The sequence below is a fragment of the Bartonella pachyuromydis genome (assembly GCF_039543065.1).
GTDB classification, from domain to species: Bacteria; Pseudomonadota; Alphaproteobacteria; order Rhizobiales; family Rhizobiaceae; genus Bartonella; species Bartonella pachyuromydis.
Genome location: NZ_BAABJA010000002.1, coordinates 140,609 through 166,367, shown reverse-complemented (window position 1 = coordinate 166,367; position 25,759 = coordinate 140,609). Strand labels below are relative to the sequence as shown.

The following is a 25,759-nucleotide window of genomic DNA, read 5'->3' as shown; positions in this document are numbered from 1 at the left end:
AAAAAACATCTGATCAAGAACACTTTTATATACTAAAGATCTACACTTTTTGTAAAATGCCTTTATTTATTTTTTTTCCGTTTACTTTTTCTTCCAAGTCCCATTTCTTTTGCTAAAGCTGAGCGCGCTTTTGCATAATTAGGAGCCACCATAGGATAAGAACTATCCAACTGCCACTTTTCACGATATTCTTCGGGTAGCATTCCATAATGTGTCATGAGATGACGCTTTAAAGACTTAAACTTCTTCCCATCTTCAAGGCAGATGAGATAATCTGGAAAAATCGAACGTTTTGGGTTAACAGCAGGTCTTTGCTTTTCAACTTCAGCTTCTATTAACTCTGCATTCCCCGCCTTACGAAAAGCGGCATGAACATCAGCAATCAAACTTGGCACTTCAGTCGGTCGAATAGAATTATTACTTACGTAGGCAGCAACAATATCAGCAACTAATGTAATAACTAAATTGCTTTCAGTCTCTAAGACTGGACGATGTTCCATTCTTGTTTCCTTTAATTTAAAATCGAGTAATTTAAAACCGAGATACAGCACATATACTCACGATATAGAGATCTCATGCACACAGGCTTCATATTGTACAAAAATCTTTTTTGTCAATTCAATTATTCTATAAAATTGCTAAAACACAAAAAAATCAAATAAATACCTCTTTTTGGTCATAATATATAATAAACAGAACTAACTCCTTACCTTTTAGAATATAGTTTTGTTTTATAAAATTTTATGTATAAAATAAAATATAGCATATATCATAAAATAATATAGAATAAAGTTATGTATTTTATAGTATCTAAAAAATAAAAATATTAAATTAAAGATGTATTATAGTATTTTAAAATTATAAATTTTTAATTTATTATTTATATTACATAATTTTTTAATTATATCACACAAGCATAATTTCTTTAACATAAAAAAACAACTTAAATAATTTTAAAAATTAAAAAACACGGTAAAAACAATAAAGAATCACATATCAGTACAGTATAAAAATCTTTTTCTTTTTAGGTTATAATACTGATATTTCTAAAATAAACTTGAAATTTATATATCCGAAATCCTGTTCTATTATTTAAAGAAAAATTCAATTCTGCTACTAAATAGCCTTATTTTCTTTCAGTTTTTAGACTTCGGTAAAGATGGCATGCTTTTTATAGAAGAGGATCTTGGTGACCTATAATAACGGGAATATATACAGAGATATATATTGTAGCAGTTGTTACAGCTATCAGTGGAAGTTACGGAAGTAGGCACTTGCATAAATAATATGATTCTAACATATAGACGAAATCCCCAATATTTTTAAACATAGGACTATGTATGACTAGCTCTTTTGTATTTCCTCCCAAAGCATCCAAAATTATTTATAAAGAAATACATCACGGTATTTGTCGTGATGATCCTTATCATTGGTTACGTGCCCCTAATTGGCAAGATGTTTTTAAAAATCCTAATTGTCTTGACGCAAATATTCGACTTCATCTCGAAAAAGAAAATGCTTATCAGCTTTCTCAAATGTCTGATACAAAGCCATTACAAGATTTACTTTTTACTGAAATGAAAAATCGTATTCAGGAGAATGATAGTTCAGTTCCTATAAAACATGGGCCTTTTGCTTATGGATTCTTTTATGTTACTGGAGGACAGCAACCACATTATTTTCGCACATCAAGGAATGGCGGAGAAAAAAATGTTTACCTTAATGGTGATAGTTTGGCTAAGGGTAAAGAATATTTTCATTTTGGTTCAATACAGGAATCTCCTAATCATAAACATGTTGTATGGACCTATGATGACAAAGGATCAGAATTTTATACAGCTAAAATTCGTAATTTTGAAACATTGTCTGACCATATGGATGCAATTACGGATACATCCGGTCAGATTGTATGGGATTCTAAATCGGAAGGTTTTTTCTATACGAAGATGGATGAAAGTCACCGACCTTCAGAGCTCTATTATCACCGATTAAACACTGATCAATCACAAGATAAACTCATTTTCCGTGAAGATAATCCAGGATTTTTCTTACACATAAATGGTTCTAAGCTTAATGATATTATTTATATTAATATTCATGATCATGAAACATCAGAGGTTTGGTTGATTCCCGCTGAATCTCCCCTTACTGCTCCCCAATGCGTACGGAAACGACAAAAAGGTATTGAATATTCACTTACAGAAGGTGGCGATGTCTTTTATATTTTGACAAATCTAGATAATGCAAAAGACTTCAAAATTATGGTAGCACCATTTACATCTCCACAATCAGAAAATTGGTCTGAACTTGTCCCACATCAGCTTGGATGTCTCATATTATCTCATGATGCCTATCAGGATTTTCTTATTTGGCTCGAACGTTTTGAAGGGCTCCCTCGTATAAAAGTAATGGAGCGTACTACAAAACAAATTCATTCCATTGCTTTTACTGAAGAGGCTTATTCTTTAGGTTTACAAGGAGCTGCAGAATATAACAGTCAAACCATTCGCTTTTCTTATTCGTCCATGACAACACCTGATCAAGTATTTGATTATGAGATGAAAAGTCGCAAACAAATACTTTTAAAAACGCAAATAATTCCCTCTGGGCATAATAAAGATGAATATGTAACACAGCGTATAACAGCGATAGCAGATGATGGCGAGAAAATTCCTATTTCTCTTTTATATCACAAAACGACTGCTCTTAATGGTAGTGCACCCTGTTTACTTTACGGTTATGGTGCTTACGGAATTTCCATCCCAGCCAGTTTTAATAGTAATATACTTTCTTTGGTTAACAGAGGTTTTATTTATGCTATTGCTCATATTCGTGGGGGAAAAGAAAAGGGTGTTGAATGGTATGAAAAAGGAAAACATTCCTTTAAATACAACACATTTACAGATTTTATTGCTTGTGGGCGTTATCTTGTAAATAATAAATTCACTTCGCATGATCGCCTCATTGCTCACGGTGGTTCAGCAGGAGGGATGTTAATGGGTGTTATTGCCAATATAGCACCACAGGATTTTGCTGGAATTGTAGCGAATGTGCCTTTTGTTGATGTTTTAACAACGATGTTAGATGCGTCATTGCCACTAACACCTCCTGAATGGCCTGAATGGGGTAATCCTCTGGAATCAGAAGAGGATTATAATCTTATTGCTTCTTATTCACCCTACGATAATGTTAAATCTCAAAAATATCCCCCTATACTCGCAATAGCAGGATTAACAGATCCTCGTGTAACCTATTGGGAGCCTGCAAAATGGGTAGCAAAATTAAGAGATTTAAAAACAGATGATAATGCTATTTTATTCCGCATTAATATGGACTCAGGTCACGCAGGAGCGGCTGGACGTTTTTCAAAGCTAGAAGAAATTGCCTATATCTATGCATATATTTTAAAAATAGCGGGAAAAAATAACAGTTAATTGAAATACTGTTATCTTTTTAAAAGCTCCATAATCTAAAAATTATGGAGCTTTTCATAAAAATGGAAGATCAGATTTAAAATTCACAATCTTCATAAAGTTTTAAAACATAATCCCAATTAATAAGATGATCGACGAAAGCCTCAAGATATTTTGGGCGCGCATTGCGATAGTCAATGTAATAAGAATGCTCCCATACATCGATACCTAAAATAGGTTGAGCATTATAAACTAAAGGATTTTCACCATTAGGCGTTTTCATAATTTCAAGTTTACCGTCTTTAACAGCAACCCATGCCCATCCAGAACCAAATTGGGCAGCAGCAGCAGCAATAAAATCTGTACGGAATTTATCATAACCACCAAGATAAGTATCAATAGCTTTTGCTAACTTTTCAGGAATTTTTCGACCACCGCCACCTTTTTTCATCCAAAGCCAAAAATGGTTATGATTGTAATATTGCGCTGCATTATTAAATAACCCAATATTTTTTCCAAAACTTTTTTTGACGATATCTTCAAGGCTTTCATTTTCTAAGCCTAATTCTTTTACAAAATTATTAGTATTGGTAAGATAAGCAAGATGATGCTTATCATGATGATATTCAAGCGTTTCGCGTGACATATAAGGCGAAAGGGCATCATAGTCATAAGGCAATGGGGCCAATTCAAAAGCCATTTAAAAGTCTCCTTGATTCTAATTGTTAAGTTTACTCAACAAACCTAATTTGCCATTTACAAAACCTAAAAGCAAATATTGAATATCTATTTGTATTAAAATTTTGATGACTATTCCTTCATAAAGGTTTTTTGAGTATACACACTCGACTAAGCAAAATCCGGTTAATTTATATACGATTCTTGAAGAATGTTTTCTATTTCAGCATAATATACTACTTGATGAAAAAGTGAATTAAGATAGTTATAAGATCTTGTTTTGTTATCTCAAATATTTCTTCCAATACCATATAAAATCTCTTCGATATTTGTAAAATTTTTCTATTTTCTTTATTAAAGTGTATCAGCATTTTTATCACAGTGGATTTAACAAAAACGCTTGTGAGTATCTTTTATAGATAGTTTGTATTTTGGTTCAGATTTTAGAAGTTTTTATGAGTTCAATGACATTTATCAGTTCGCAAATATTGATTCCCAAACGCGCTTGTCCATGAACAGCAAATTAAATTATGAGTACAATGTTAAGTGAGCAGAAGAGGATTATTGTATGTGGAATAAAATGAAATTGTATGAATGAATAAACATTGAAAGACCAAAAATCGAGAATGTGATTAAAAAGACAAAAAGCATCAACATACAAAAATATTCTGTTTTCTTCTCTTATTAAACAGCTTAGATTTTGGGGAATCGAGACAACATATCGCTTCATGGTGTTTCATAAATACTTCAGTGTAGTACAGAGTTTACATTTCCTCAGACATAAACAGTTAAATAAAACAGCGAAATACGAGAAACACAAAATAATTTGTGGATTAAGAGCTATTCTCTATGCTAAAATAACTAAGTAATGTTGGTTCCTATTATGATTCTTGCGTTAATAACAAACAAGATTTCAAAGTTTTATGATAAAAAAGTCAAAGCTTTTATTTTCAGATATTGCACACATTCACAGGAATCGCTATAAGGTGCGAAAATCTTTGTAAGAGCATTTTTCTTTTGGGGTATAGCCAAGCGGTAAGGCACCGGTTTTTGGTACCGGCATTCCCTGGTTCGAATCCAGGTACCCCAGCCATTTTCTAGTGAAATTAGTTAATCAAAGTTTAGCTTGAGAGTGGATTAATCCCCTTAACCATCTGTAGTCGTTCTTGGTCAAATATTTCATCAATGAATTTTTCAAGTAGTGGATCACGACCTGGGTGTACTGTGGGAGATTATCTCTCTGCAGGATTTTCAATGGGACGTAGGGGACATAATATGGGAGTGGTAATTGGTGGAGTTATGGGGGGGGATAACTGGAGGACAAATAGGTTCAGCGGAAGGTCTATGGTTAGGAGGAAGAGTTGGCTCTGGAGTAGGATTTGCTACAGGTTTGGGATATACAGTCTATGCATGTTATCGCTAATATAAAAATCCGCAAATATTTCTAAAATGAACAAGCTTGTAGGCATAATTATGTGTCTACAAACTTGACAGGAAGGTTTAGGTGCATAATTTTACAAAATTATATATTTAATTTGGATTTTTTTTATGAGTGACCTTATACGTATTATTGTAGAATTATTATTTTCTATAGGTGCTTTATTTATATTTTTCTATACATTATTTTTACATTATAGATATAAAGGTTATAGTAAAAAAGAAATTATAAAAAATTTTGTTAAAAATATTTTGGTTCATTATATTATTTTCTATGACATATTTTATTTATATACGTTATTCATATAAAAATAATTATTTTAATTTTATTCTGTCTCTAAGGTCTTTAATGAAAAAATATTAAAATTAAATCCTTAATAAGAATAAATTCATTTTTTATATTGTTTTCCTTATTTAATTTTTATATGAATAATATATATTAATATTTATTGTTTTTATATATGATTGATCTTAAAAAAATGTTTACTGATGGCATTTGGATAGTGTCTTTAAATATTAGCAATTATCGTTATGAGTGCTTTTTAAAAAGCTTTTTTATTGCTTTAAGGGCGTGTCGTATTTAGATTATTATTTTTTGTATAAGATGCTCAGTTTATAGCTTTTGAAAAGTGATTATTTTCTTATATATTATAATTTATTGAAAAATAATCTGTTATTTATAAAATAAATTGCTTTCTTGATTGTTATCCATCATCTGGTGAGAGAGGAAGTGAGGCGATTTCCGTATCAAGGGCATCCATAAAATTGATAATAAAGGCAGCATTAGTCCCCAAATCTCTTGGCAAATAACGTGAAGCAGAACGCATATCAACAAAGGTGGTATCACCTTCATCAGTTAAGCGGATCACAATGTCTGAAATAAAACCGAGGTAAAAAGTTTTGGCCATCGTTTCGATATAAATTTCATGTTCTTCACCTTTAAGCTCTCGCTGTGCGACAATGGGCCAATCATACGCAGCCAAAACATTGAAAACGGATTCGCGAATGCGATCAGGTGGGCCATCATAGCGGCGTCCTGATATTTCTGGCCATTGTGACATTTGTAATGCCGTTTGTTTGATCAAAATATTTTTAAGCGGCAAAGCATTGCTAGGGCGTATTGTGCGAAAAAAAACAGGTGGTCTTTGTGTATCCGTAGAAACATCGTAAAGAGCTGGTAAAGTAAACCAAAGCCCCCAAAACAGCAACAATGGTATACTCGTGAGTAATGAATAAATAATTCCTTTTAAAGCTTTCATTCCCCCTAGAGCACCATACACCCACAAACTGTATAGCGCTTTGAATGCAAGAAAAAGAGAAACAAAAACACAGCAAGAAGAGATGATAACCAAAATGATGAAAACAACAACATCAATCACAGAAAAACGCTGTAAAATTATTGAAAAAAATACAATAAAAAACGCTAGCCCCCCAAAACGAGGTGCCCATACTGCGGCTCTTGAGACTAACCGAACATATGCCTTTTTCATGAACCCTTTTTCCTCTCAACCATAGACTAGAAGCAAAATTTTCCTAGATTTCATATCTCGCAAAAAGCTTCTGATCATAGAACAAAAGTAAAGCACTTACTTTTAAGATCAAGGACGTATAATGCATAACAATTTCCAGTAATTATTCTTATTCATAGAAGGCGGTTATTTTCTCTATAGTTTACTATGGTGTAAGTATACAGGTAAAATTTTATAAGAATATTTTGTCATTACATAGCAATAAATTAAGAGGACAAGTTTTACTATTGCTATAAGTTTGTTTATCTAAAATTTTTAGCTATCTTGAATACTTATAGTGCAAAGAAGCGCTTTCCTACCAAATAGAACATGCTCATCTGCAACAGGTCTTGCATTATTTTTACATTTATAAAAATGTGCTAATTTCTATATGCTTTGTATAGCGGATTTATACTTTAAGAGAAGATTATTATGGCAATCATTATGAATGATTTTTTGCTTCAATAAAAAGTTTAGTCTTTAAAAAGTTAGAATGAGAATGGCGTTTTCATTCTCATATGGTATTAATGAAGGTTGAAAATAACCATTTTGATATAAGTTTGTAATATATTGATTTATTAAAATAATTTATCTTTATTTATACTAAATAAGAGAGTTCAATATCGTAAGATTCTCTTATTGCAAATATTGCAAATTTTCTTATATTGAAACAATCAAAATAATTTCTTTGCATGTTATAAATGAGACTCGTGTGTGGATAAAAACAGTTGAAAAAAGCAGGAATTATGCTCCTTATGAATGCGTTTCAAAGGCAGAGGCCACAGCAACATAAGGACTAGTAAGTAATATGATGGGCTAGTTTGTGCTTTTATAAGTGTAAAGATAAGGGGGCACAACAGATTTTAATTATACCATTATTCATGAGCGCCGTTGTGAAATTAATTTGAGCACATTGAGAGATGTTTTTGTAAAGAAAGTGCATGAACGTGCAACAAAATGGTATTTTATTTTTTGTGAAAGATATGTTCCCATTAGGAACGAGAAAAATGTAAGTGTGAGACGATGTGTAATCTTCATTAATTAAAAAAGATAGATGTTTTTATTCATTCAACATGTGACAGGTTGACGATGAAAAGAAGGCTTCACTTTCTTTTTTTGCAAGTAAGGAGGGAGCAAAGATGCGTAAGAGTGCAAAACCTTTATTCAATTGTTTAGCAACCAGAACTGAATTTATATTGTTTTGAGGTTTTGATTGTTTAAGCTCTATGATGTGTATTGGTTTTCCAATGATGAGGTCAAGTGTAGCATCAGGGGCGGTTCGATCATTCAGGCTATAAAAAATAATTCCCTCTTGTGTATAGGCTGCGAGTGACCAAAATTGTGTTGTCTTTAAAGCCTTTAAATGAACAGGGCCATTTGCGAGATCAAATCTGCAGACTTTGAGAAGAAAGAACGGATCAGTAGTCCGTTGGAGAGAGTTCTGCGCATCCAAGCTAACAAATTGATAAGGAGCTCCTGATTTTTTTAGTTCTGTCCATATATTATTCTGTGCCCAATAAGGGATCAGAAAAAGAACGCAAATATGGACAATAAGAGCGCCAATAATTGCAAGAAGTGCGGTGTGAATGAATCTAATCACAGTTCATTTGTCCTGATGGAATTTGTTCTACAGATGGCATTGTAAGCTTTTGCAAGGGGGGTGCGGAGATGATCGGGGTATCATATAAGGTGAGAATAAGCCCGAATTCTTTTTGACTAATCGTTGCAAGCCAATTACCGGTTTGTGGTGTTGGTGAGATGTTGATGCGTAAAGCCCCATCATTTTCATAGGTAATATTGTTGGTATAGAGTTCAAAAGGGATATCCTTGGATGAAGTATATGGTTTGAGTGATTTATCAGCTGTATAAAGTGTAAAGAGGCGCGCTTTAGGGATATAGCCTTTAAGTAAGTAATGGCAGTAGGGGCGTAATGGACGCCCATAGTTATCTTTCCAAATTTGAAAAATAAGTCCTTCTGTGTGTCCAATTGAAATATCACCCCGTTTGGCAGCGCGTGCGCGCGTATAGGGATCAGTATTGGATGTTCCTATGCTAGGGTAAGCGCTCCATTCTCCAATTGTGAAGCGGCCAAAATAAGGAAAGGAATTGAGTATATAATCGACACTCAGTGTTCCACATAAAAGGGCAAAAGCAAAGATGAAACAGGGAATAACGCTCTTAACAAACATAGTACGAATATCTCAAATTCAAAGTTTTGCAGCTCCTGTAATTTCCCTTTTCAAAGAGATGGTAGGTGGCTTTTTCAGAGCGTTGTTAATCAGACGCAAAATATCTAATGTTTCAGAGGAGAGCGTATATGGTATTGGAGGGGCAAGTTCAGGATCATTATTAGAAGGATGTACGGGTGGTTGATAAGGGAGGAGAGAATGTTCAACACCATAGAGCTGTTTGAGCATAATATTTTGGTGTGCAGAAAGCATAATACGGTGCCATATCATGGCAGGAACACCACCACCAAAAGCACGATTCATTGGTGAGAAATCATCATTGCCCATCCATACAGCTCCAGTATAATTACCGGTAAAGCCAACAAACCATGCATCGCGATAGGATTGTGATGTTCCAGTTTTTCCAGCAACAAGCGTCATGGGGAGGGCAGCGCGTTTACCTGACCCTCGTGTGGTAACACCAACCATCATTTGGTTCATATAGGCTGCTGATTGGCTAGTGAGGACTCGATGTAGTTTATTGCCGTTATGCTCAAAGTCCCATATCAAACGTCCATCTATTGTTCTGATTTGCGTAAAACCATGGCGATTTCCAGCCATTCCTCCATTAGCAAAGACATTAAAACCGGTTGCTTGATCCATGGGAGTCATATTGGATGTACCCAGAATCATTGTTTTATGTGATAAAATATGTGCGTCAATACCCATATTTTTGATAAGCTCTATGATGGGTTTTGTATCGCGGTTAAGATATTGATAGGTAAGATAAACAGGAACTGTATTGATGGAAAAGGCTAAAGCCGTAGCCAAATCAATTTTACCAAGATAACGACCAGAGTTATTTTTGGGTGACCACCCCCCCCAATTGATAGGAGCATCTAAGACAATTGTTGAGGGAGACAGGCCATGTTCCATTGCCAGTGCATAAATATAGGGTTTAAATGAAGAACCAGGTTGTCTACCTCCTTGTGTTGCTCTGTTAAATTGGCTTTTATTATAATCCACTCCTCCAACCATTGCACGTACAGCGCCGTTATTTTCGAGTATAACGGTGGCAGCTTGTGTGACACGATATTGTTGACCATATTTCTGTAAATGATATGCGATTGATTCCTCTGCTGCTTTTTGAATATTCGGATCAAGAGTGGTTTGAACAATTAAACTATGACTGGGAAGTTGATCGCGCATTTTTTGAACTTCACCAAATACCCAATCAAGAAAATAATCAGGTAGAGTATTTTTTACTTTTGGAAGCGCCTTAGCAGGATGACGATGGGCGTTGATAGTTTGGCTCTCAATCATAAACCCGCTATTTACAAGATTAGCAAGTACCACATTAGCACGTGTTTGAGCCGCAAAGAGGTGACTATGAGGAGCATATTTGGTTGGAGCTTTGAAAAGCCCTGCTAACATAGCAGATTCGCTAAGAGATATATTGCTGATATTTTTCCCAAAATAAAATTTTGCAGCTGCTGCAATACCAAAATTATTTCCTCCCATATATGCACGATCAAGGTAAAGTTGCAAAATTTGTTTTTTGCTCAAGTTTGCTTCCAGCCAAAGAGCAAGATAGGCTTCTTTGATTTTGCGTGTTATGGTTCGCTCATTTGTTAAGAACAAATTTTTAGCCAGTTGTTGCGTAAGAGTTGATCCGCCCTGAACCACACTCTTAGCTTGCATATTTTGTGAGATTGCCCGCGTCAATCCTTGCAAGTCAATCCCCCAGTGATCAAAAAAATGACGATCCTCGGTTGCGAGAACAGCTTTAATAACATAATCAGGCATTTCGTCAACGGGGACAGACACAGTTGGCAATGCACCACGGTGACCAATAGGATTTCCATAACGATCTAGAAAAAGAATGGAAAAATTTTTTGGTAAAGACCAATCTTTTTTTGTTAATTCAAAAACAGAAATACCAATGGTAGTAAAAAGAGTAAAACCAATTAATCCCAATGTGAGTGTTTCATCAAGAAATTCTACTATAAAGCGTTTCCATCCACGCATACGCAAAGATTGTGAGATGATTTTTGCCCTATTCCAGAAAAAACGATTAGCAGAATAGAGGTGATAAAGTGTTGTATCAAAGAGTGCATCTAATTCAATGAGTGTAGGACTGCAGAATGGTTTATGATGTTTTTTTTTCTTTTTTTTTAAAAAATAAAACATTTAAGGAAAGCCTATAGAAAAGCAATACAACCAAATAAATTTAATAATAACTATATGGAGCAAAAGTAATTTTTTGCTATAGTCATAATTGGGACAGAATTTAATTTAGAATGATGATTATTTATTTTTCTTAGACTATGTATTAAATTTTTTTCGTTATTTTAAAATTATTAAATAAGATTTTATTTTGAAAAATTTAAAATTTTGGATACCATAATCCTGTTATTCTATTACACAGAGGGCAAATCATAACGCCAGTGTAATTTTTGAGTAAACAAAAAGCCATTATTCATCCTATATTCATCTAAAATGGATTATGAAATGCTTATGATGAAAAAAGTTTTCTTATTCATGGTCGTAGCAATTTTTTGGGGGGCAGATTTTGTTCTGGCTTCTGAATGTGCTGAGGTAGGCAAAAAGGTTTCCGCTCGAGAAAATGGAGTACTAGTGCGTTCAAAACCAGTTGTTCAGGATGGAAAAGATATGTGTGATATTGTGGTTGTTGTACCTGCTCGTAATGGTGAAAAATTACGTCGTGTTGAAGTTTCTGTTCCTGCCACTTAATGTTTGTTAGATATTATCATGCGTATTCTAATTGCTGAAGATGATAAAAATCTTAACCATCAATTAGCAGAAGCGGTAAAAAATGCAGGATATGTTTCAGATAGTGCTTTTGATGGTGAAGAGGCTTATTTTTTAGGGAGCACAGAGTCTTATGATGCTGTGATACTTGATATAGGATTGCCGCATATAGATGGAATTCGTGTTGTTGAAAAGTGGCGCCACGAAGGGTACACTATGCCGATCCTCATACTAACGGCGCGAGATCGCTGGTCTGATAAGGTGCGTGGTATTGATGCAGGTGCTGATGACTATGTTGTTAAGCCATTTCATTTGGAAGAAGTGATGGCACGGTTACGGGCGTTAATTCGTCGATCTACTGGGCATGCAACAAGCACGTTATGCTGCGGTAGTGTTTTGTTAGATACCAAGACTTCTCGTGTTTTTGTTGATAGTCAGTTGATTAAATTAACATCCTATGAATTTAGACTTCTTTCATATCTCATGCATCATAGTGATAGGGTGGTTTCAAGGACAGAGCTTACCGAACATCTTTATGATCAGGATTTTGATAAGGATTCAAATACTGTTGAAGTTTTTGTAGGGCGCTTACGTAAAAAGCTTGGGGTAGATTTGATTGAGACTATTCGGGGAATGGGCTATCGCGTGAGAGCGCTAGGTGATCAATGAATATTTTTAAAAAGAATAACCGGTTGAGGAGACTATTTTTTTTCGTTAGTAGATCTCTCAGTTTACGTGTTATGATCTTATCAACATTATGGGTTGTTATTTCACTTTCATCCATTTCTGCAGTGAGTATTTTATTTTATCAGCGTTCAAGTGAACAAAATCTAGAGCGTATTCTTTCTGCTCAGCTTTACAATCTTATTGCGACGGTAACGGTTTCACCAGAGGGAAATTTAAGGGGAAGTGTTGGGATTGATGATATTCATTATTCTGATCCAACAACAGGATGGTATTGGGAAGTTGTGGCGATATCACCTAATTTAAAAGGAAGATTGACATCTCCATCCTTAGGAACAGGGAGCATATTTTCACCAAGCGATATTGATATACCTTTTGATAGCAAATTTTTTCGCTCTTATCGGATAAAGGGAGAGAGCGGTCAGAAGCTACAAGTCATTGAAAGTGATGTTATTCTTGATGATCAAAACCATATTGCACGTTTTCGCCTCGTTGGGAATATCGATGAAGCACATGCACAGATACGGGAATTTAAACGAACTTTACAAATTTTTCTTTGGATTTTTGGTATAGGCAGTGTTCTCATCAATATTGCTCTTATTTTCTTTAGTGTTAAACCGTTGAAGCTTATTCGACGCACATTGAATGATATTCGCGAAGGTAGAGCTCATTATGTGAATACAGATTTAGTCAGTGAAGTTATGCCGCTAGCAGAAGAGATGAATGCTCTCATCAATAATAATCAACGTATTATTGAACGATTTCGCACGCAAGTTGGTAATCTTGCACATTCATTAAAGACACCTCTATCAGTGATGGTAAATGAAGTTGATAAGATGTGTGGAGAGCAGGCTGTTTTATTGAGAGAACAAACACAAATAATGCAGGCCCAAATAAATCATTACCTTCAGCGTGCGCGGATTGCAGCACAACGTGACAGTATTATCTATCATACCTCTGTTCGCAGAGTTGTTGATCGTTTGGTATGGGTGATGGAAAAACTTAATCCAGAAAAACAGTTTCAATTTATCATGCATATTGATGATATTATTTTTTCTGGTGAAAGGGAAGATTTAGAGGAAATTGTGGGAAATTTGATTGAGAATGCTGCGCAGTGGTCTCATACAAAAGTTATGATTTCTTGTTGTTTAGAAGAAAATATTGAAAAAACAGAATATTTTAAGATCCTCGTAGAAGATGATGGCTCCGGTTTAACAGAAGACAAAATTGATGATGCTCTAAAAAGGGGACACCGGTTTGATGAAAGTAAGTCAGGATCAGGGTTAGGGTTAGCGATTGTCTCAGATATGGTCAATGAATATGGTGGAAAGTTTTTTTTATCACGTTCTACCTTGGGAGGATTGTGTGCGAAAGTTGTATTACCAAGGCGAAGATAAATATATTTCTTTTTGCTTAGAGCATATATTAAAATTCATAAGCATGCAGCGTGTTTTTCACATGATAGTAAGAGTTATTGCAGGATTTATAATTAAAATGTAAAAATAAAATTTTGTTTTTATGCTTTTGATCTCTATGAGAAAAATGAATGATAAATTTAACAATGCTGTTGATAAGAAATAAGCTTCTAACATTTTTCATAAGTGTCTTCGTGAATAAGGGAAAAAAGTAAATTGGCTCTTTTTTTAATTTTCGCTTTGGTTGCAAAATGATATGCTCTTATTAATCTTGGTAGCATTTTTTTTCATTTTTTTAGCGAGCATTCTTTTTCTTGCGCTATATTACTACGGAGAAAAAGAAAATTTAGGCGTTCAAAGCAGTGATAATGAAAGAAACTATAGGTATTGGGTGAAGTTCAATAAGATTTACACGCATTATAACAGTAAACATATTAAAGCTTTAAGTGTTTTATTTGTTCTTCTTATTACTTGGAGCATTTACGATCTTACAGGGAATCCAGAAGTTAAGAGTTATTTTTTTAGCGAACTCATGGATAAGGATCCTCAAATGCTTAGTAAATGTGAACAGCTTGTTCGTCTGCAAGCCCTTTTTTTTCGCACACCTCATGATGGCAAGTTAGCAGATGCATTAGCAGTAGGCTACCTTGAGGAAGGTCAATTTCAGGAGGCTGTGAACACTTATTTAGATGCGCTGCGCTTGAATGGAGAAACAGCTCCAAGACTTGTTGGATATGGGTTGGCACTGGTGGGTTACGAGGGTGGCATAATTACACAAGAAGCTCAAAATGCTTTTCAAAAAGCAGCGGCTCTGGCACCAAAAGATTTTTATCCTCATTTATTAATCGCTGAAGCGCTTCATCAGGCAGGAAAGTCTATACAGGCAGTGCAGTTTTTACAAAATTTTCTTGATACAATGCCTAGAAATTTTACAGGACGATCGCGTATTGAAGCAATGATCTTTCAATTACATCATGCATCCAATGAGAATCTTAAGAAAGGTGATTTGAGGTAGTTTAGAGTATTAAATCAGAGGAGATATTCGAGAGTAGTAAAGATATTGGATAAAAAGTTGCACCCCCATACAAGATATGCCAAGCTTATCTCGAAAGATAAAGCATATGAATAATCAGTATTTATACACCGCATTTGTAAGACAATTTCCGTAGACAGTTTATGAACAGTCACCCATTCCATACTTCTCCTTCATTGAAGGTTATTTTAAAGCAACGGAAAAAAAATCGATTGTTGATCATTTTATCGTGTTGTTTGGTGATAACAATTGCAATAAGTCTTATTATCTATGCAATGCGTAATACGGTAAGTTTTTTTAGAACACCATCTGAAATTACAAGAGAAGATATTCTAACGGGATATCCTTTGCGTTTAGGCGGCTTTGTTGAAAAAGGGACTGTTGAACATATTGGAGAGGTGGGCATTGTTTTTTTTGTAACGGATAATATAAAACATGAGAAAGTGATTTTTAATGGTGTCTTACCGGATCTTTTTCGTGAGGGGCAGGGAGTTATCGTAGAAGGATATTTCGATAAACAGGGTGTTTTTATAGGTACGCGTATTTTAGCAAAACATGATGAGACTTATATGTCTAAAGAAACAGCTGATCGCTTGTACAAGCATCACAATATGGAGAAATAATTCGATTGTGCTTGTTGAACTGGGGCATATTTTTTTATCTGCTGCCTTTGCAGTAAGTTTATTAGGGGCTTTTTTACCCGCTTTAGGTTTTTTATGGAGGGAGCGTTCATTAATACAAGCTTCTATTCCTCTAACATATATAACTTTTACATTATTATTCTTATCTTTTTTGATTATTGTTCATGCCTACATTATTTCTGATTTTTCTGTTTTGAATGTGGTTGAGAATTCTCATTCAGAAAAACCAATGCTGTATAAAATTACTGGTGTTTGGGGAAACCATGAAGGATCCATGTTGTTATGGGTTTTAAGCCTCTCTTTTTTTAGTACATTAATGGCATTGTTTAGCCAACATTTACCTGAGCATTTTAAAGCCCTTATTTTGATATGCCAAAGTTGGATTGCCAGCGCTTTTCTTTTATTTATTCTTTTTATGTCAAACCCCTTTTTACGTGTTAATCCACCAGCATTACAGGGAGAAGATCTCAATCCTCTTTTACAAGATATCGCCTTAGCAATTCATCCACCACTTCTTTATTTAGGGTATGTTGGTTTTTCACTTTGTTTTTCTTTTGCAGTGGCTGCATTGATTATAGGGCATGTCGATAGGCTTTGGGCGCATTGGCTTCGTCCTTGGCTTTTACTTTCATGGTGTTTTTTAACATTGGGTATTATGGTTGGTTCCTATTGGGCATATTATGAGTTAGGATGGGGTGGTTATTGGTTTTGGGATCCCGTTGAAAATGTTTCATTTATGCCTTGGCTTTCAGGAACAGCCCTTTTACATTCTGCCCTTGTTCTTGCAAAACGAGAAACATTGAAAAGTTGGACTTTATTTTTGGCTATCGTTACTTTTTCTCTTTCTCTTATGGGAACTTTTCTTGTTCGCTCTGGTCTTTTAACATCTATTCATAGTTTTGCGGTTGATCCAGCACGAGGACAAGCAATTCTGATACTTTTATTCTTCTTCACGGGAGGGGCTTTGCTTCTTTTTGCTTTACGCATACCTGTTTTGACAAAGGGAAATTTTTTTCAACCAATTTCGCGGGAAGGTTTTATTGTTTTAAACAACTTGTTGCTCACAACAATAACAGCGACAGTGTTGATTGGTACACTCTACCCTTATTGTATTGAAGCATTAACGGGACAAAAAATTTCTGTAGGCGCTGCTTTTTTTAATCTTACCTGTGGGCCTTTAATGGTGTTCTTGTTATTATTAGTTCCATTTGGAACGATGATGACATGGAAACGGGGTGATTTTCTCGCAGTTCTTGAGCGGCTTTGGTTTGTTTTTGCATTGGTTTGTATAACTTGTTTTATCACATTCTATACAGCTTCCTTGCAGGATATTTTTGCCATTTTAGGAATTGGGCTTTCAGTTTTTGTTTTTTTAGGCAGTTTGGTTGATCTTTGGGAAAAGAGTGGACATCACAAGATCGCTTTTAGAGTACGGGTTAGGAGATTTATCGGATTACCATGGTCGGTTTTTGGTGCAGCAGTGGCACATATGGGGTTAGGCGTTACATTATTTGGTATTGTTTGTGTATCAACTTTTGGCCAAGAGCATATTTTAACCATACAGATAGGAGATATGGTAACGATAGCGGGCAAAACTCTTCATTTAGATGAAGTAGTGTGCAATGGTGTTGGTCCGAATTACTCAGCAAGGGAATTTCATTTTACAATATATGAAAATAACAATACTGTGCGCAATGTAACAGCATCAAAGCGATTTTATTCAAGTCAAAATACGTCAACAACAGAAGTTGGTATTCAAAATTATGGTTTATCGCAGCTCTATATTGTGCCAAGACGTATAGATGATCGGGGAATTGTTGTGCATATATGGTGGAAGCCTTACGTAATATGTGTTTGGTTAGGAGCATTGATGATGGCTATGGGCGGATTCCTTTCTTTTCTTGGTTATTGGTTTCGCATGAGGATGCATAATAGGAAACTTACTTTCAATGTTCTGAAAAGACATTTAGATGAAAAGTAGATTACTCTGGATTTTAGTTTTTTTGATCATGATTTTTTCTTTACGGTTAGTCACAGCAGTAGAACCGGATGAAATGTTAACGGATACAGTTCTTGAAGCACGTGCACGAGATATTTCATTACATTTGCGCTGTCCGGTTTGCCAAAGTCAATCAATTGATGATTCAGATGCACCCTTAGCACGTGATTTACGGCTTTTGATCCGAGAAAGATTAAAAATGGGGCATACAAATCAACAAGTGATTGATTTTCTTGTTGAACGATACGGTACGTTTATTCTCTTGAAACCACCATTTAATAAAGCAACTTGGTTTTTATGGCTTTTTCCTTTGATCATGATCATCATCAGTGCAAGTGCTTTCTTTTTTCGGATGAGACGATATAAGGCAAAAAATAATGATTTTAAATACTGATGCATAGAAACAGTTTAGAAGCTGTTACGTTAAAAGAGGTATTTTATGCAGAGAAATTGAAGTCGTTTCAATTGGTTCTTTATCCTTCTTGATGAGAATAGGTTATTATATACCAAAACCTTACAAAACTTTAACAATTTAGACAGAAAACGGTAAGGTCTGTGGTTCTATAAGGGAGCGGTATTGGGATCAAAATGTGATTGAATAGGAGCATATACCAAATGGTTAAAAAAACTTTCTTTAAAACATTAGCCGCAGTAAGTTTTTCTGCTGCGTTGGAAAGTGCACTGTTTTTTAGTGGTTGTGGATCAAGTTTGTTGACGACGACGGCTCATGCAAATTCTGTCTTTAGTTCATTAATGCAACAGCAGGGATTTGCCGATATTGTTGCTCAAGTAAAACCTGCGGTTGTTGCAGTGCAAGTAAAGAGCAATAAAAAGAAAGAAGAATGGTTCTTTAATAACTTTTTTAGTGGTCCGAGTTTTGATCAATTACCAGATCAACATCCTTTGAAGAGGTTTTTTAAAGAATTTTTTGATAACGATAAACCTAAAAATAAATTTTCACAACGTTCAAATAGACTGCGTCCGATAGCTTTTGGATCGGGTTTTTTTATTTCTTCTGATGGTTATATTGTGACCAATGATCATGTGATTTCTGAAGGTACAAATTATTCTGTTATTCTTGATGATGGTACAGAATTGAATGCAAAACTCGTTGGTAAAGATCCGCGAACCGATCTTGCAGTCTTAAAAGTAAATGACACAAGAAAATTTGCTTATGTTGATTTTGGTGATGATTCAAAGCTTCGCGTTGGTGATTGGGTTATTGCTATTGGTAATCCATTTGGTCTTGGTGGAACTGTAACAGCAGGTATTGTTTCATCACGTGGACGTGATATTGGTACGAGTGCTTATGACGATTTTATTCAGATTGATGCTGCTGTTAATAGAGGAAACTCTGGAGGTCCAACTTTTGATCTTAATGGTAAAGTTGTTGGAGTAAACACAGCGATTTTTTCTCCGTCTGGAGGAAATGTTGGGATTGCTTTTGCTATTCCCTCAACAACAGTAAAACAAGTTGTGCAACAATTGATCGAAAAAGGTTCCGTCCAGCGTGGTTGGCTTGGGGTTCAGATTCAGCCTGTAACAAAGGAAATTTCTGATTCAATAGGTTTAAAAGAAGCAAAGGGTGCTTTGGTTACAGATCCATTAAAAGGACCAGCAGCAAAAGCTGGCATCAAAGCAGGCGATGTCATTATTTCAGTGAATGGTGACAAAATTAATGATTCTCGTGATCTGGCGAAGCGTATTGCAAATATTAAACCTGGAGAAACTGTAGCCTTAGGAATCTGGAGATCTGGTAGGGAAGATAATATCAAAGTTAAACTTGCTTCAATGCCTGAAGATGAAGATAAGAAAGAGAGTGCAAAATCTTCAAATAAGCGCAGTGATAGTGACTCAGATGAGACATTAGAAGATTATGGTTTGATTGTTGCTTCTTCTGATGATGGTTTGGGATTGGTTGTAACGGATGTAGATTCGGATTCAGATGCGGCAGATAAGGGAATACGACCTGGTGATGTGATTGTGACAGTTAATAATAAATCTGTAAAAAAGATTTCTGATATTACCGATGCAATCAAGAATGCTCAAAAGCTAGGACGAAAAGCCATACTTCTACAAGTGCGAACAAATGAGCAAAATCGTTTTGTTGCTCTTCCAATTTTCAAAAAATAACCCTTTATTGCTAGTAGGGCAGAGGTTTTGTAGACTTCTGTCCTACACTACGATTTTATAAAAATAATGGAGATGCGTTTTATGAAAATACTCGTTATCGAAGATGATCGTGATACGGGGCGTTATCTCGAAAAAGCTTTTTTGGAAGCAGGACATTCCGTTGATGTTGCTTATGATGGGGATACTGGATACACCTTAGCTGAAACGGAAAGTTACGATGTCATGGTTGTTGACCGAATGCTTTTGCATCGTGATGGTCTTTCTATTATTTCCGAATTGCGTGCTAAAGGTAATGAAACACCAGTACTCATTCTTTCGGCTTTAGGGCAAGTAGATGATCGTGTGGCGGGTTTACGTGCAGGTGGGGATGATTATTTGACAAAGCCTTATGCTTTTTCTGAACTTCTTGCTCGTGTTGAAGTTTTGCAGCGTCGGAAAAATCCTAAAGAGGCAGAAACGGTTTATTGTGTAGGCAATCTTGAACTTGATCGGTTAGCACATACAGTAAAACGGGGTGACAGAAATATTCTATTGCAACCACGAGAGTTTCGTCTCCTTGAATATTTGATGCGATATGCTGGTCAAGTTGTGACACGTACTATGCTTTTGGAAAATGTTTGGGATTATCATTTTGATCCGCAGACAAATGTCATTGATGTCCATATATCTCGTTTAAGAGCAAAAATTGAAAAAGATTTTGATATCCCACTTCTCCATACAGTGCGAGGAGCTGGTTATATGCTGAAAGCACCAGATAAAACAATATGAATCGTCTGCTCAATATAATGCGCACAACTGCGTTAAGGCTTTCAGCACTTTATATTTTATTGTTTGGGTTGGTTGCGACAGGGCTTTCTCTTTATATGACAGATTTTTCCGCTTCACTGTTAACAGAGCAAACGGAGCAAACTTTACATGAAGAATTAAGATATATCGAAGATTCTTATAATTATGGTGGGCTTCCTTTATTAATACGCACTATTGATTATCGTTCGCGTCAACCAGGAGCTTTTCTTTATCTTGTTGCGGATCCTATGGGACGTATTTTAGCAGGCAATGTTGCACGTATTGAATTAGGACTTTTGAATCATAATGGCTTTATTGCAAATTCCTTTTTATATTCACGTTTTGGAGAACAAGGCAAAACAAGTGAACATCGTGCTTTGGCAATTGTTTTTGATTTACCGAATGGTATGAAGGTTCTGATAGGACGAGATTTAGATGAACCAGAACGTTTTGCAGCGGTTATTCGTAAAGCAGTCATGATTGCTCTTGTAGCAATGGTTGGAGGGGCTTTGCTCATATGGTTTTTTGTGGGGAGGCGTGCCTTACAGAGGATTGATCATGTCACAGCTGCTTCACAACGTTTGATGGAGGGAGATTTCAGTGGGCGTCTACCTGTTGCTGGAGTAGGAGATGAGTTTGATCGATTATCCGCTAACCTTAATGTTATGTTAGACCGCATCGAAGAATTAAATATTGGTTTGCGTCAAGTATCTGATAATATTGCTCATGATTTGAAAACACCGCTAACACGCCTTAGAAATCGCGCTGAAGAAGCGCTTTCTGGGCAAAAGACCAAGCTTGAATATCGTCAAGCACTTGATGCTGTTATTGCTGAATCAGATCAACTTATTCGTACTTTTAATGCTATTTTGATGATTTCACGCATTGAAGCTAGCAGTGCAATTGAGCATCTTGAGGCTATGAATATGAAGCTGATCCTTGAAGATGCTGTTGAACTTTATGAACCTTTTGCTGAAGAATCAGGTGTTTTGCTTCGGTTAGGAGATACTTTTGATAAAGAGCTGAAATTAAATCGTGAGCTTATTGCACAATCGATTTTTAACCTTATTGATAATGCAATTAAATATGCTCCTAAAGATGGAAGAAAGGCAAAGGTTTGCTTATCTATGGAATATCGAGGAGATCATTTGTTGGTTGTCGTGAGCGATAATGGTTCAGGAATTGCAGCAGATAAACGTGAAAAAGTAACAGAACGCTTTGTTCGTCTTGAAGAAAGTCGGACACTGCCTGGTTTTGGTATTGGTTTAAGTATAGCAAAAGCTGTTATGAAACTTCACGGAGGTGAACTCTTACTTGAAAATGCAAATCCAGGACTTAGGGCTGTTTTATTATTTCCTTGAAAAAGTATGTTTGTTTCATAGTTTGATATGTCTATGGTTCTTTTTCCTTGGAATATAAAGCAATAGAAAGAAGCTAACATGTTTTTCAAGAGAATATAGATGAAAAATGCTTTTTTAAAAACACAGCTTCTCCCCTTATGCCCTCTTAATGACAGTGGTTCTCGATGGTTAAAAGAAATTGAAGAACAAGCGAGAAAAGAAAATTTAGAGTCGCTTGTTTGTTTTATTGCAGACAAGGGAAAGCAGGTTGAATTTATAAGCGCAGTTATGACCTTATCACCTTTTTTACGTGAGGTTTTAATTGCCAATCCATCTTATCTCAGCCCCTTATTGGAAGTTGATATAGAAACAAGGCTAAGTGAAATTATAGATGATATTGTGCTTATTGATAAGAATGAATCTATAAACGAAACGTCATTAATGGCCGCTTTAAGGCGCAAAAAACGTGAAGCACATGTTCTCATTGCTTTAGCTGATTTGAGTGGTGTTTTTACTTACGAAGTCTCATGCGTTTGGTTGACTCGCTTGGGAGAAGCTGCATTAGGTGTAGCTCTGCGTTTTCTCTTAAGAGAAGCACATGATCATGGTAAAATAAATTTGTCGAGCCGTAAGGATCCAGAAAAAGACTGTGGATTAATCATTTTAGGCATGGGAAAATTGGGGGCAGAAGAACTTAATTACTCTTCTGATATTGATCTTATTGTTTTTATTGATGAAATGTCACCACATATTGGTAATGTTTCTGAGAGCATAGATTTATTCTCTAAAATGGTACGTCGACTAATTCGTATCATTCAAGAACGCACTGTGGAGGGCTATGTTTTTCGTCTTGATTTTCGTCTTCGACCAGATCCAAGTTCAACCCCTTTAGCTTTACCAGTAAGGGCTGCATTGCGTTATTACGAGGGACGTGGACAAAATTGGGAGCGTGCAGCTATGATTAAGGCGCGTCCGGTCGCTGGTGATAAAATGGCAGGTTTTAATTTTCTCAAAGAGCTTTTTCCTTATGTGTGGAGAAAATATTTAGATTATGCTGCTATTGCTGATATTCATTCGATAAAACGTCAAATTCATGCATATAAAAACTATGGTCAAATTTCTGCTTATGGGCATAATATAAAGTTAGGACGAGGGGGGATTCGTGAGATTGAATTTTTTGTCCAAACACAACAGCTCATTGCTGGAGGGCGCTTCCCTCAATTGCGTGGACGTCAGACAGTTGCAATGTTAGCAGAACTTCATACGCTTGGTTGGATTAGTGAGAAAACGAAAGATAGCCTTATAAAAAGTTATACTTTTTTACGAAATGTAGAGCATCGTATTCAGATGCTTGCGGATCAACAAACGCATCTTCTTCCACATGATGCTTCTCAATTTACTAGTGTTGCATATTTGATGGGATATCAAGAGAGTAGTAGCTTTATCCGTGATTTATTAAAAACACTTCAGGTTGTTGAAAAACATTATGCAGCGTTGTTTGAGAACGAACAAGAACTTGGCTTAGAAATTGGCAATTTAGTTTTTACCGGTGAAGAAGATGATCCAGAGACATTAATCACGTTAAATCGTTTAGGTTTTGAAAGAGCGAGTGATATTTGTCGTATTATGCGTACTCTCCATTTTGGGCGTTATAAAGCAACGCAATCTGCGGAAGCACGTGAGAGATTGACGGAGTTGACTCCCGCACTTTTGAAAGCTTTTGGCGCGACAAAACGGGCAGATGAAGTGATGTTATGTTTTGATCGTTTTTTACAAGGATTGCCTTCAGGGATTCAACTTTTTAGTCTTTTGCAGTCTAACCCTTCTCTTTTAGATATGTTAGTGCTTATCATGGGAGCTGCTCCACGTCTTGCAGAAATTATTGCACGTAAACCCCATGTTTTTGATGGCATGTTAGATCCAACCATTTTTTCAGAATTGCCAACAAAGGCTTATCTAGAGAAAAGACTTGAGTGTTTTCTTGAAGATATTTTTTCTCATGAAGAAATTCTTGATCACTTGAGAGTTTTTGCTGATGAGCAGCGCTTTTTGATTGGTATTCGAATTTTAAATGGTACAATTACAGGGGAGAGAGCAGGTTTTGCATTTACTGCACTTGCTGACCTTATGATAGAAAAAACTTTTTCTTCTGTTCAAGAGGAGTTTTCGCGTCTTCATGGTCATATTAAAGGAGGACGCGTTGGCATATTAGGTATGGGGAAGCTTGGCAGTCGTGAATTAACTGCAGGTTCGGACATTGATCTTATTTTGCTTTATGAACATGATGAAGATGCAGAAATATCTGATGGAGAAAAACCTCTCTCTATTCCTCAATATTATACACGTTTAACACAGCGTTTGCTGACAGCTTTATCTACTCTTACAAGCCAAGGCGTTCTTTATACTGTTGATTTAAGATTGCGCCCATTAGGCAGTAAGGGGCCTGTTGCTGTTTCTTTTCAGTTTTTTAAAAACTACTATCGTGGACAAGCGTGGATATGGGAACATCTTGCTTTAACAAGAGCACGTGGTATCGCTGGAGATTCTGATTTTTTGCAAAAGTTAGAAAATGAAGTTTGTACAATAATTGCTTTTCCTCGTGATAAGAAGAGTGTGGCAAAAGCAGTATGTGAAATGCGCACTTTGATTGAAAAAGAAAAACCGCCCCAAAATCAATGGGATTTAAAAACAATGCTTGGTGGTATTGTGGATTTGGAATTTATCGCTCAATATGCTCTTATTACGCATGTTATGGAGTTTCAAATTGGAGCAACAACAGCAGATATTTTGTTTCATTTGCCGAAGAGCTTTCTTAATCAGTCATTTGTTTCTGATTTACATTATGCTTATGATCTTTATACAAATTTAAGTCAAATTATACGATTGTGCTTAAATGACATTCTCAATCCTCATGATATGCCGCCTGGATTAAGTGATCTTTTGTTAAGTAGTATTGGGGAACCTGATTTGCTTCGTGCTGAAAAATTAATTGAGGCAACTGGACAATCGGTGTCTTCAGTTTTTACGCGCGTGATGAAACATTGAATGTAGTTTATAATAGTTTGTGCAAGAATTACAAATAATTATTTATAAAGTATAAAATTTTTATAGAGGTATAAGTTATATACTAAATTAAGTTATTTTATCTATTTTTATAGAGATTATAGCATATTATTATTCACTTTATCTGTATTAAAATTTTGCTGTTTTGTTTTATTATGTGTTTCAGAGCACCAAATAGGGAAATTTATTATCTCTTATTTTCTCATATAGATTGAAAGAATTTTTACTATAAACGAATTCATTTTATGTTTTATTGTTTATTCAGAAAGTTGAAGTGCGTTTTTAAAAATTTTTAGTGAATAATATTATTTTTTAGCTTTTCCATTTAATGTATACTACGCAACGACATCACCTATCCAGCTAGAGCGCATATTAAATCAGACACATTCATGAATTTAAAGGGACACTAAAGTTTTCTCAAAAGAGACTGGTCAAGTTTTTATGACATCAATTGAGACACAATATCACACACGGTATTATAGATACATATTGTTTCCAACCATATTGATAACGAAACTATATTGCGAAAAAGTGAGATAGGAATTTTTATGAATTACATAATGAATTTCTTTAATTAATAACATAACCACTCACACCCATACTGAGAAACATGGAGAAGAAGTAATATTTTCGAGGAAAAATTATAGAAAATTAAAAAACTATTACAATATAGTTTGCTAGAAATGCTT

The 25,759-nt window shown here is 35.3% G+C and carries 19 protein-coding genes and 1 tRNA gene; 14 read left to right on the top strand and 6 right to left on the bottom strand.

What is annotated here, in order from left to right; genetic code table 11:
* Positions 1-62: 62 nt before the first annotated feature.
* Entirely contained in the window at positions 63-500 is a 438-nt protein-coding gene (locus tag ABD917_RS02565; RefSeq protein ID WP_345118528.1) for a Ros/MucR family transcriptional regulator, read from the bottom strand.
* Between the two features lie 840 nt (positions 501-1,340).
* Here ABD917_RS02565 and ABD917_RS02560 point away from each other — a divergent pair.
* On the top strand, positions 1,341-3,434 hold the full coding sequence (locus ABD917_RS02560) for a S9 family peptidase (RefSeq protein WP_345118527.1): 2,094 nt from the start codon (positions 1,341-1,343) through the stop codon (positions 3,432-3,434).
* 76 nt (positions 3,435-3,510) lie between these two features.
* On the opposite strand, the gene ABD917_RS02555 is transcribed toward ABD917_RS02560, so the two are convergent.
* Positions 3,511-4,113, bottom strand: a complete 603-nt coding sequence (locus ABD917_RS02555) for a superoxide dismutase (protein WP_345118526.1) — start codon at positions 4,111-4,113, stop codon at positions 3,511-3,513.
* A gap of 996 nt (positions 4,114-5,109) precedes the next feature.
* On the opposite strand from ABD917_RS02555, the gene ABD917_RS02550 reads away from it, so the two are divergent.
* A tRNA-Gln gene (locus ABD917_RS02550) sits at positions 5,110-5,184 on the top strand.
* Positions 5,185-5,382: 198 nt separating this feature from the next.
* Positions 5,383-5,514, top strand: a complete 132-nt coding sequence (locus ABD917_RS02545; RefSeq protein WP_345118525.1) for a hypothetical protein — start codon at positions 5,383-5,385, stop codon at positions 5,512-5,514.
* A 718-nt stretch (positions 5,515-6,232) separates the two neighbouring features.
* Here the strand turns inward: ABD917_RS02545 and ABD917_RS02540 are convergent.
* The 4 genes from ABD917_RS02540 to ABD917_RS02525 form a co-directional block, all read right to left on the bottom strand.
* On the bottom strand, positions 6,233-7,018 hold the full coding sequence (locus ABD917_RS02540; RefSeq protein WP_345118524.1) for a DUF1499 domain-containing protein: 786 nt from the start codon (positions 7,016-7,018) through the stop codon (positions 6,233-6,235).
* Positions 7,019-8,096: 1,078 nt separating this feature from the next.
* A complete protein-coding gene (locus ABD917_RS02535) occupies positions 8,097-8,636 on the bottom strand; it encodes a DUF1254 domain-containing protein (RefSeq protein WP_345118523.1) in 540 nt (179 codons plus the stop codon).
* Positions 8,629-9,225: a DUF1214 domain-containing protein gene (locus tag ABD917_RS02530; RefSeq protein WP_345118522.1), complete on the bottom strand. Its 597-nt coding sequence runs from the start codon at positions 9,223-9,225 to the stop codon at positions 8,629-8,631. Before ABD917_RS02530 ends, ABD917_RS02535 begins: the two co-directional genes overlap by 8 nt.
* A gap of 18 nt (positions 9,226-9,243) precedes the next feature.
* On the bottom strand, positions 9,244-11,394 hold the full coding sequence (locus tag ABD917_RS02525; protein ID WP_345118521.1) for a transglycosylase domain-containing protein: 2,151 nt from the start codon (positions 11,392-11,394) through the stop codon (positions 9,244-9,246).
* A gap of 327 nt (positions 11,395-11,721) precedes the next feature.
* On the opposite strand from ABD917_RS02525, the gene ABD917_RS02520 reads away from it, so the two are divergent.
* The 11 genes from ABD917_RS02520 to ABD917_RS02470 all read left to right on the top strand — a co-directional run bounded on the left by ABD917_RS02520 (position 11,722) and on the right by ABD917_RS02470 (position 25,052).
* Positions 11,722-11,958, top strand: coding sequence for a hypothetical protein (locus tag ABD917_RS02520; protein WP_345118520.1), 237 nt, complete (start codon positions 11,722-11,724; stop codon positions 11,956-11,958).
* Positions 11,959-11,976: 18 nt separating this feature from the next.
* Positions 11,977-12,645, top strand: a complete 669-nt coding sequence (locus tag ABD917_RS02515; RefSeq protein ID WP_345118519.1) for a response regulator transcription factor — start codon at positions 11,977-11,979, stop codon at positions 12,643-12,645.
* Positions 12,642-14,057 carry an ATP-binding protein gene (locus tag ABD917_RS02510; protein ID WP_345118518.1) on the top strand — a complete coding sequence of 472 codons (1,416 nt, stop codon included), beginning with the start codon at positions 12,642-12,644 and terminating at the stop codon, positions 14,055-14,057. The genes ABD917_RS02515 and ABD917_RS02510 overlap by 4 nt, the downstream gene beginning before the upstream one ends.
* A gap of 274 nt (positions 14,058-14,331) precedes the next feature.
* Entirely contained in the window at positions 14,332-15,090 is a 759-nt protein-coding gene (locus ABD917_RS02505; protein WP_345118517.1) for a tetratricopeptide repeat protein, read from the top strand.
* A gap of 161 nt (positions 15,091-15,251) precedes the next feature.
* Positions 15,252-15,731, top strand: coding sequence for a cytochrome c maturation protein CcmE (gene ccmE, locus ABD917_RS02500; RefSeq protein WP_345118516.1), 480 nt, complete (start codon positions 15,252-15,254; stop codon positions 15,729-15,731).
* A gap of 7 nt (positions 15,732-15,738) precedes the next feature.
* Positions 15,739-17,730 carry a heme lyase CcmF/NrfE family subunit gene (locus ABD917_RS02495; RefSeq protein WP_345118515.1) on the top strand — a complete coding sequence of 664 codons (1,992 nt, stop codon included), beginning with the start codon at positions 15,739-15,741 and terminating at the stop codon, positions 17,728-17,730.
* Positions 17,720-18,142, top strand: a complete 423-nt coding sequence (locus tag ABD917_RS02490) for a cytochrome c-type biogenesis protein (RefSeq protein ID WP_345118514.1) — start codon at positions 17,720-17,722, stop codon at positions 18,140-18,142. Before ABD917_RS02495 ends, ABD917_RS02490 begins: the two co-directional genes overlap by 11 nt.
* 221 nt (positions 18,143-18,363) lie before the next feature.
* Positions 18,364-19,881, top strand: a complete 1,518-nt coding sequence (locus ABD917_RS02485; RefSeq protein WP_345118513.1) for a Do family serine endopeptidase — start codon at positions 18,364-18,366, stop codon at positions 19,879-19,881.
* Between the two features lie 81 nt (positions 19,882-19,962).
* Positions 19,963-20,649, top strand: coding sequence for a winged helix-turn-helix domain-containing protein (locus ABD917_RS02480; RefSeq protein ID WP_345118512.1), 687 nt, complete (start codon positions 19,963-19,965; stop codon positions 20,647-20,649).
* Positions 20,646-22,028, top strand: a complete 1,383-nt coding sequence (locus tag ABD917_RS02475; RefSeq protein ID WP_345118510.1) for a sensor histidine kinase — start codon at positions 20,646-20,648, stop codon at positions 22,026-22,028. The genes ABD917_RS02480 and ABD917_RS02475 overlap by 4 nt, the downstream gene beginning before the upstream one ends.
* A 99-nt stretch (positions 22,029-22,127) precedes the next feature.
* Positions 22,128-25,052 (top strand): bifunctional [glutamine synthetase] adenylyltransferase/[glutamine synthetase]-adenylyl-L-tyrosine phosphorylase, encoded by a 2,925-nt coding sequence (locus ABD917_RS02470; RefSeq protein WP_345118509.1) that lies wholly within the window; start codon positions 22,128-22,130, stop codon positions 25,050-25,052.
* The last annotated feature ends 707 nt before the right edge of the window (positions 25,053-25,759 follow it).

Coding starts and splice junctions, on each gene's coding strand:
- ABD917_RS02565 (WP_345118528.1), bottom strand. CDS start 500: ATGGAACATCGTCCAGTCTTAGAGACTGAAAGCAATTTAGTTATTACA.
- ABD917_RS02560 (WP_345118527.1), top strand. CDS start 1,341: ATGACTAGCTCTTTTGTATTTCCTCCCAAAGCATCCAAAATTATTTAT.
- ABD917_RS02555 (WP_345118526.1), bottom strand. CDS start 4,113: ATGGCTTTTGAATTGGCCCCATTGCCTTATGACTATGATGCCCTTTCG.
- ABD917_RS02540 (WP_345118524.1), bottom strand. CDS start 7,018: ATGAAAAAGGCATATGTTCGGTTAGTCTCAAGAGCCGCAGTATGGGCA.
- ABD917_RS02530 (WP_345118522.1), bottom strand. CDS start 9,225: ATGTTTGTTAAGAGCGTTATTCCCTGTTTCATCTTTGCTTTTGCCCTT.
- ABD917_RS02525 (WP_345118521.1), bottom strand. CDS start 11,394: ATGTTTTATTTTTTAAAAAAAAAGAAAAAAAAACATCATAAACCATTC.
- ABD917_RS02520 (WP_345118520.1), top strand. CDS start 11,722: ATGATGAAAAAAGTTTTCTTATTCATGGTCGTAGCAATTTTTTGGGGG.
- ABD917_RS02515 (WP_345118519.1), top strand. CDS start 11,977: ATGCGTATTCTAATTGCTGAAGATGATAAAAATCTTAACCATCAATTA.
- ABD917_RS02510 (WP_345118518.1), top strand. CDS start 12,642: ATGAATATTTTTAAAAAGAATAACCGGTTGAGGAGACTATTTTTTTTC.
- ABD917_RS02505 (WP_345118517.1), top strand. CDS start 14,332: ATGCTCTTATTAATCTTGGTAGCATTTTTTTTCATTTTTTTAGCGAGC.
- ccmE (WP_345118516.1), top strand. CDS start 15,252: ATGAACAGTCACCCATTCCATACTTCTCCTTCATTGAAGGTTATTTTA.
- ABD917_RS02490 (WP_345118514.1), top strand. CDS start 17,720: ATGAAAAGTAGATTACTCTGGATTTTAGTTTTTTTGATCATGATTTTT.
- ABD917_RS02485 (WP_345118513.1), top strand. CDS start 18,364: ATGGTTAAAAAAACTTTCTTTAAAACATTAGCCGCAGTAAGTTTTTCT.
- ABD917_RS02480 (WP_345118512.1), top strand. CDS start 19,963: ATGAAAATACTCGTTATCGAAGATGATCGTGATACGGGGCGTTATCTC.
- ABD917_RS02475 (WP_345118510.1), top strand. CDS start 20,646: ATGAATCGTCTGCTCAATATAATGCGCACAACTGCGTTAAGGCTTTCA.
- ABD917_RS02470 (WP_345118509.1), top strand. CDS start 22,128: ATGAAAAATGCTTTTTTAAAAACACAGCTTCTCCCCTTATGCCCTCTT.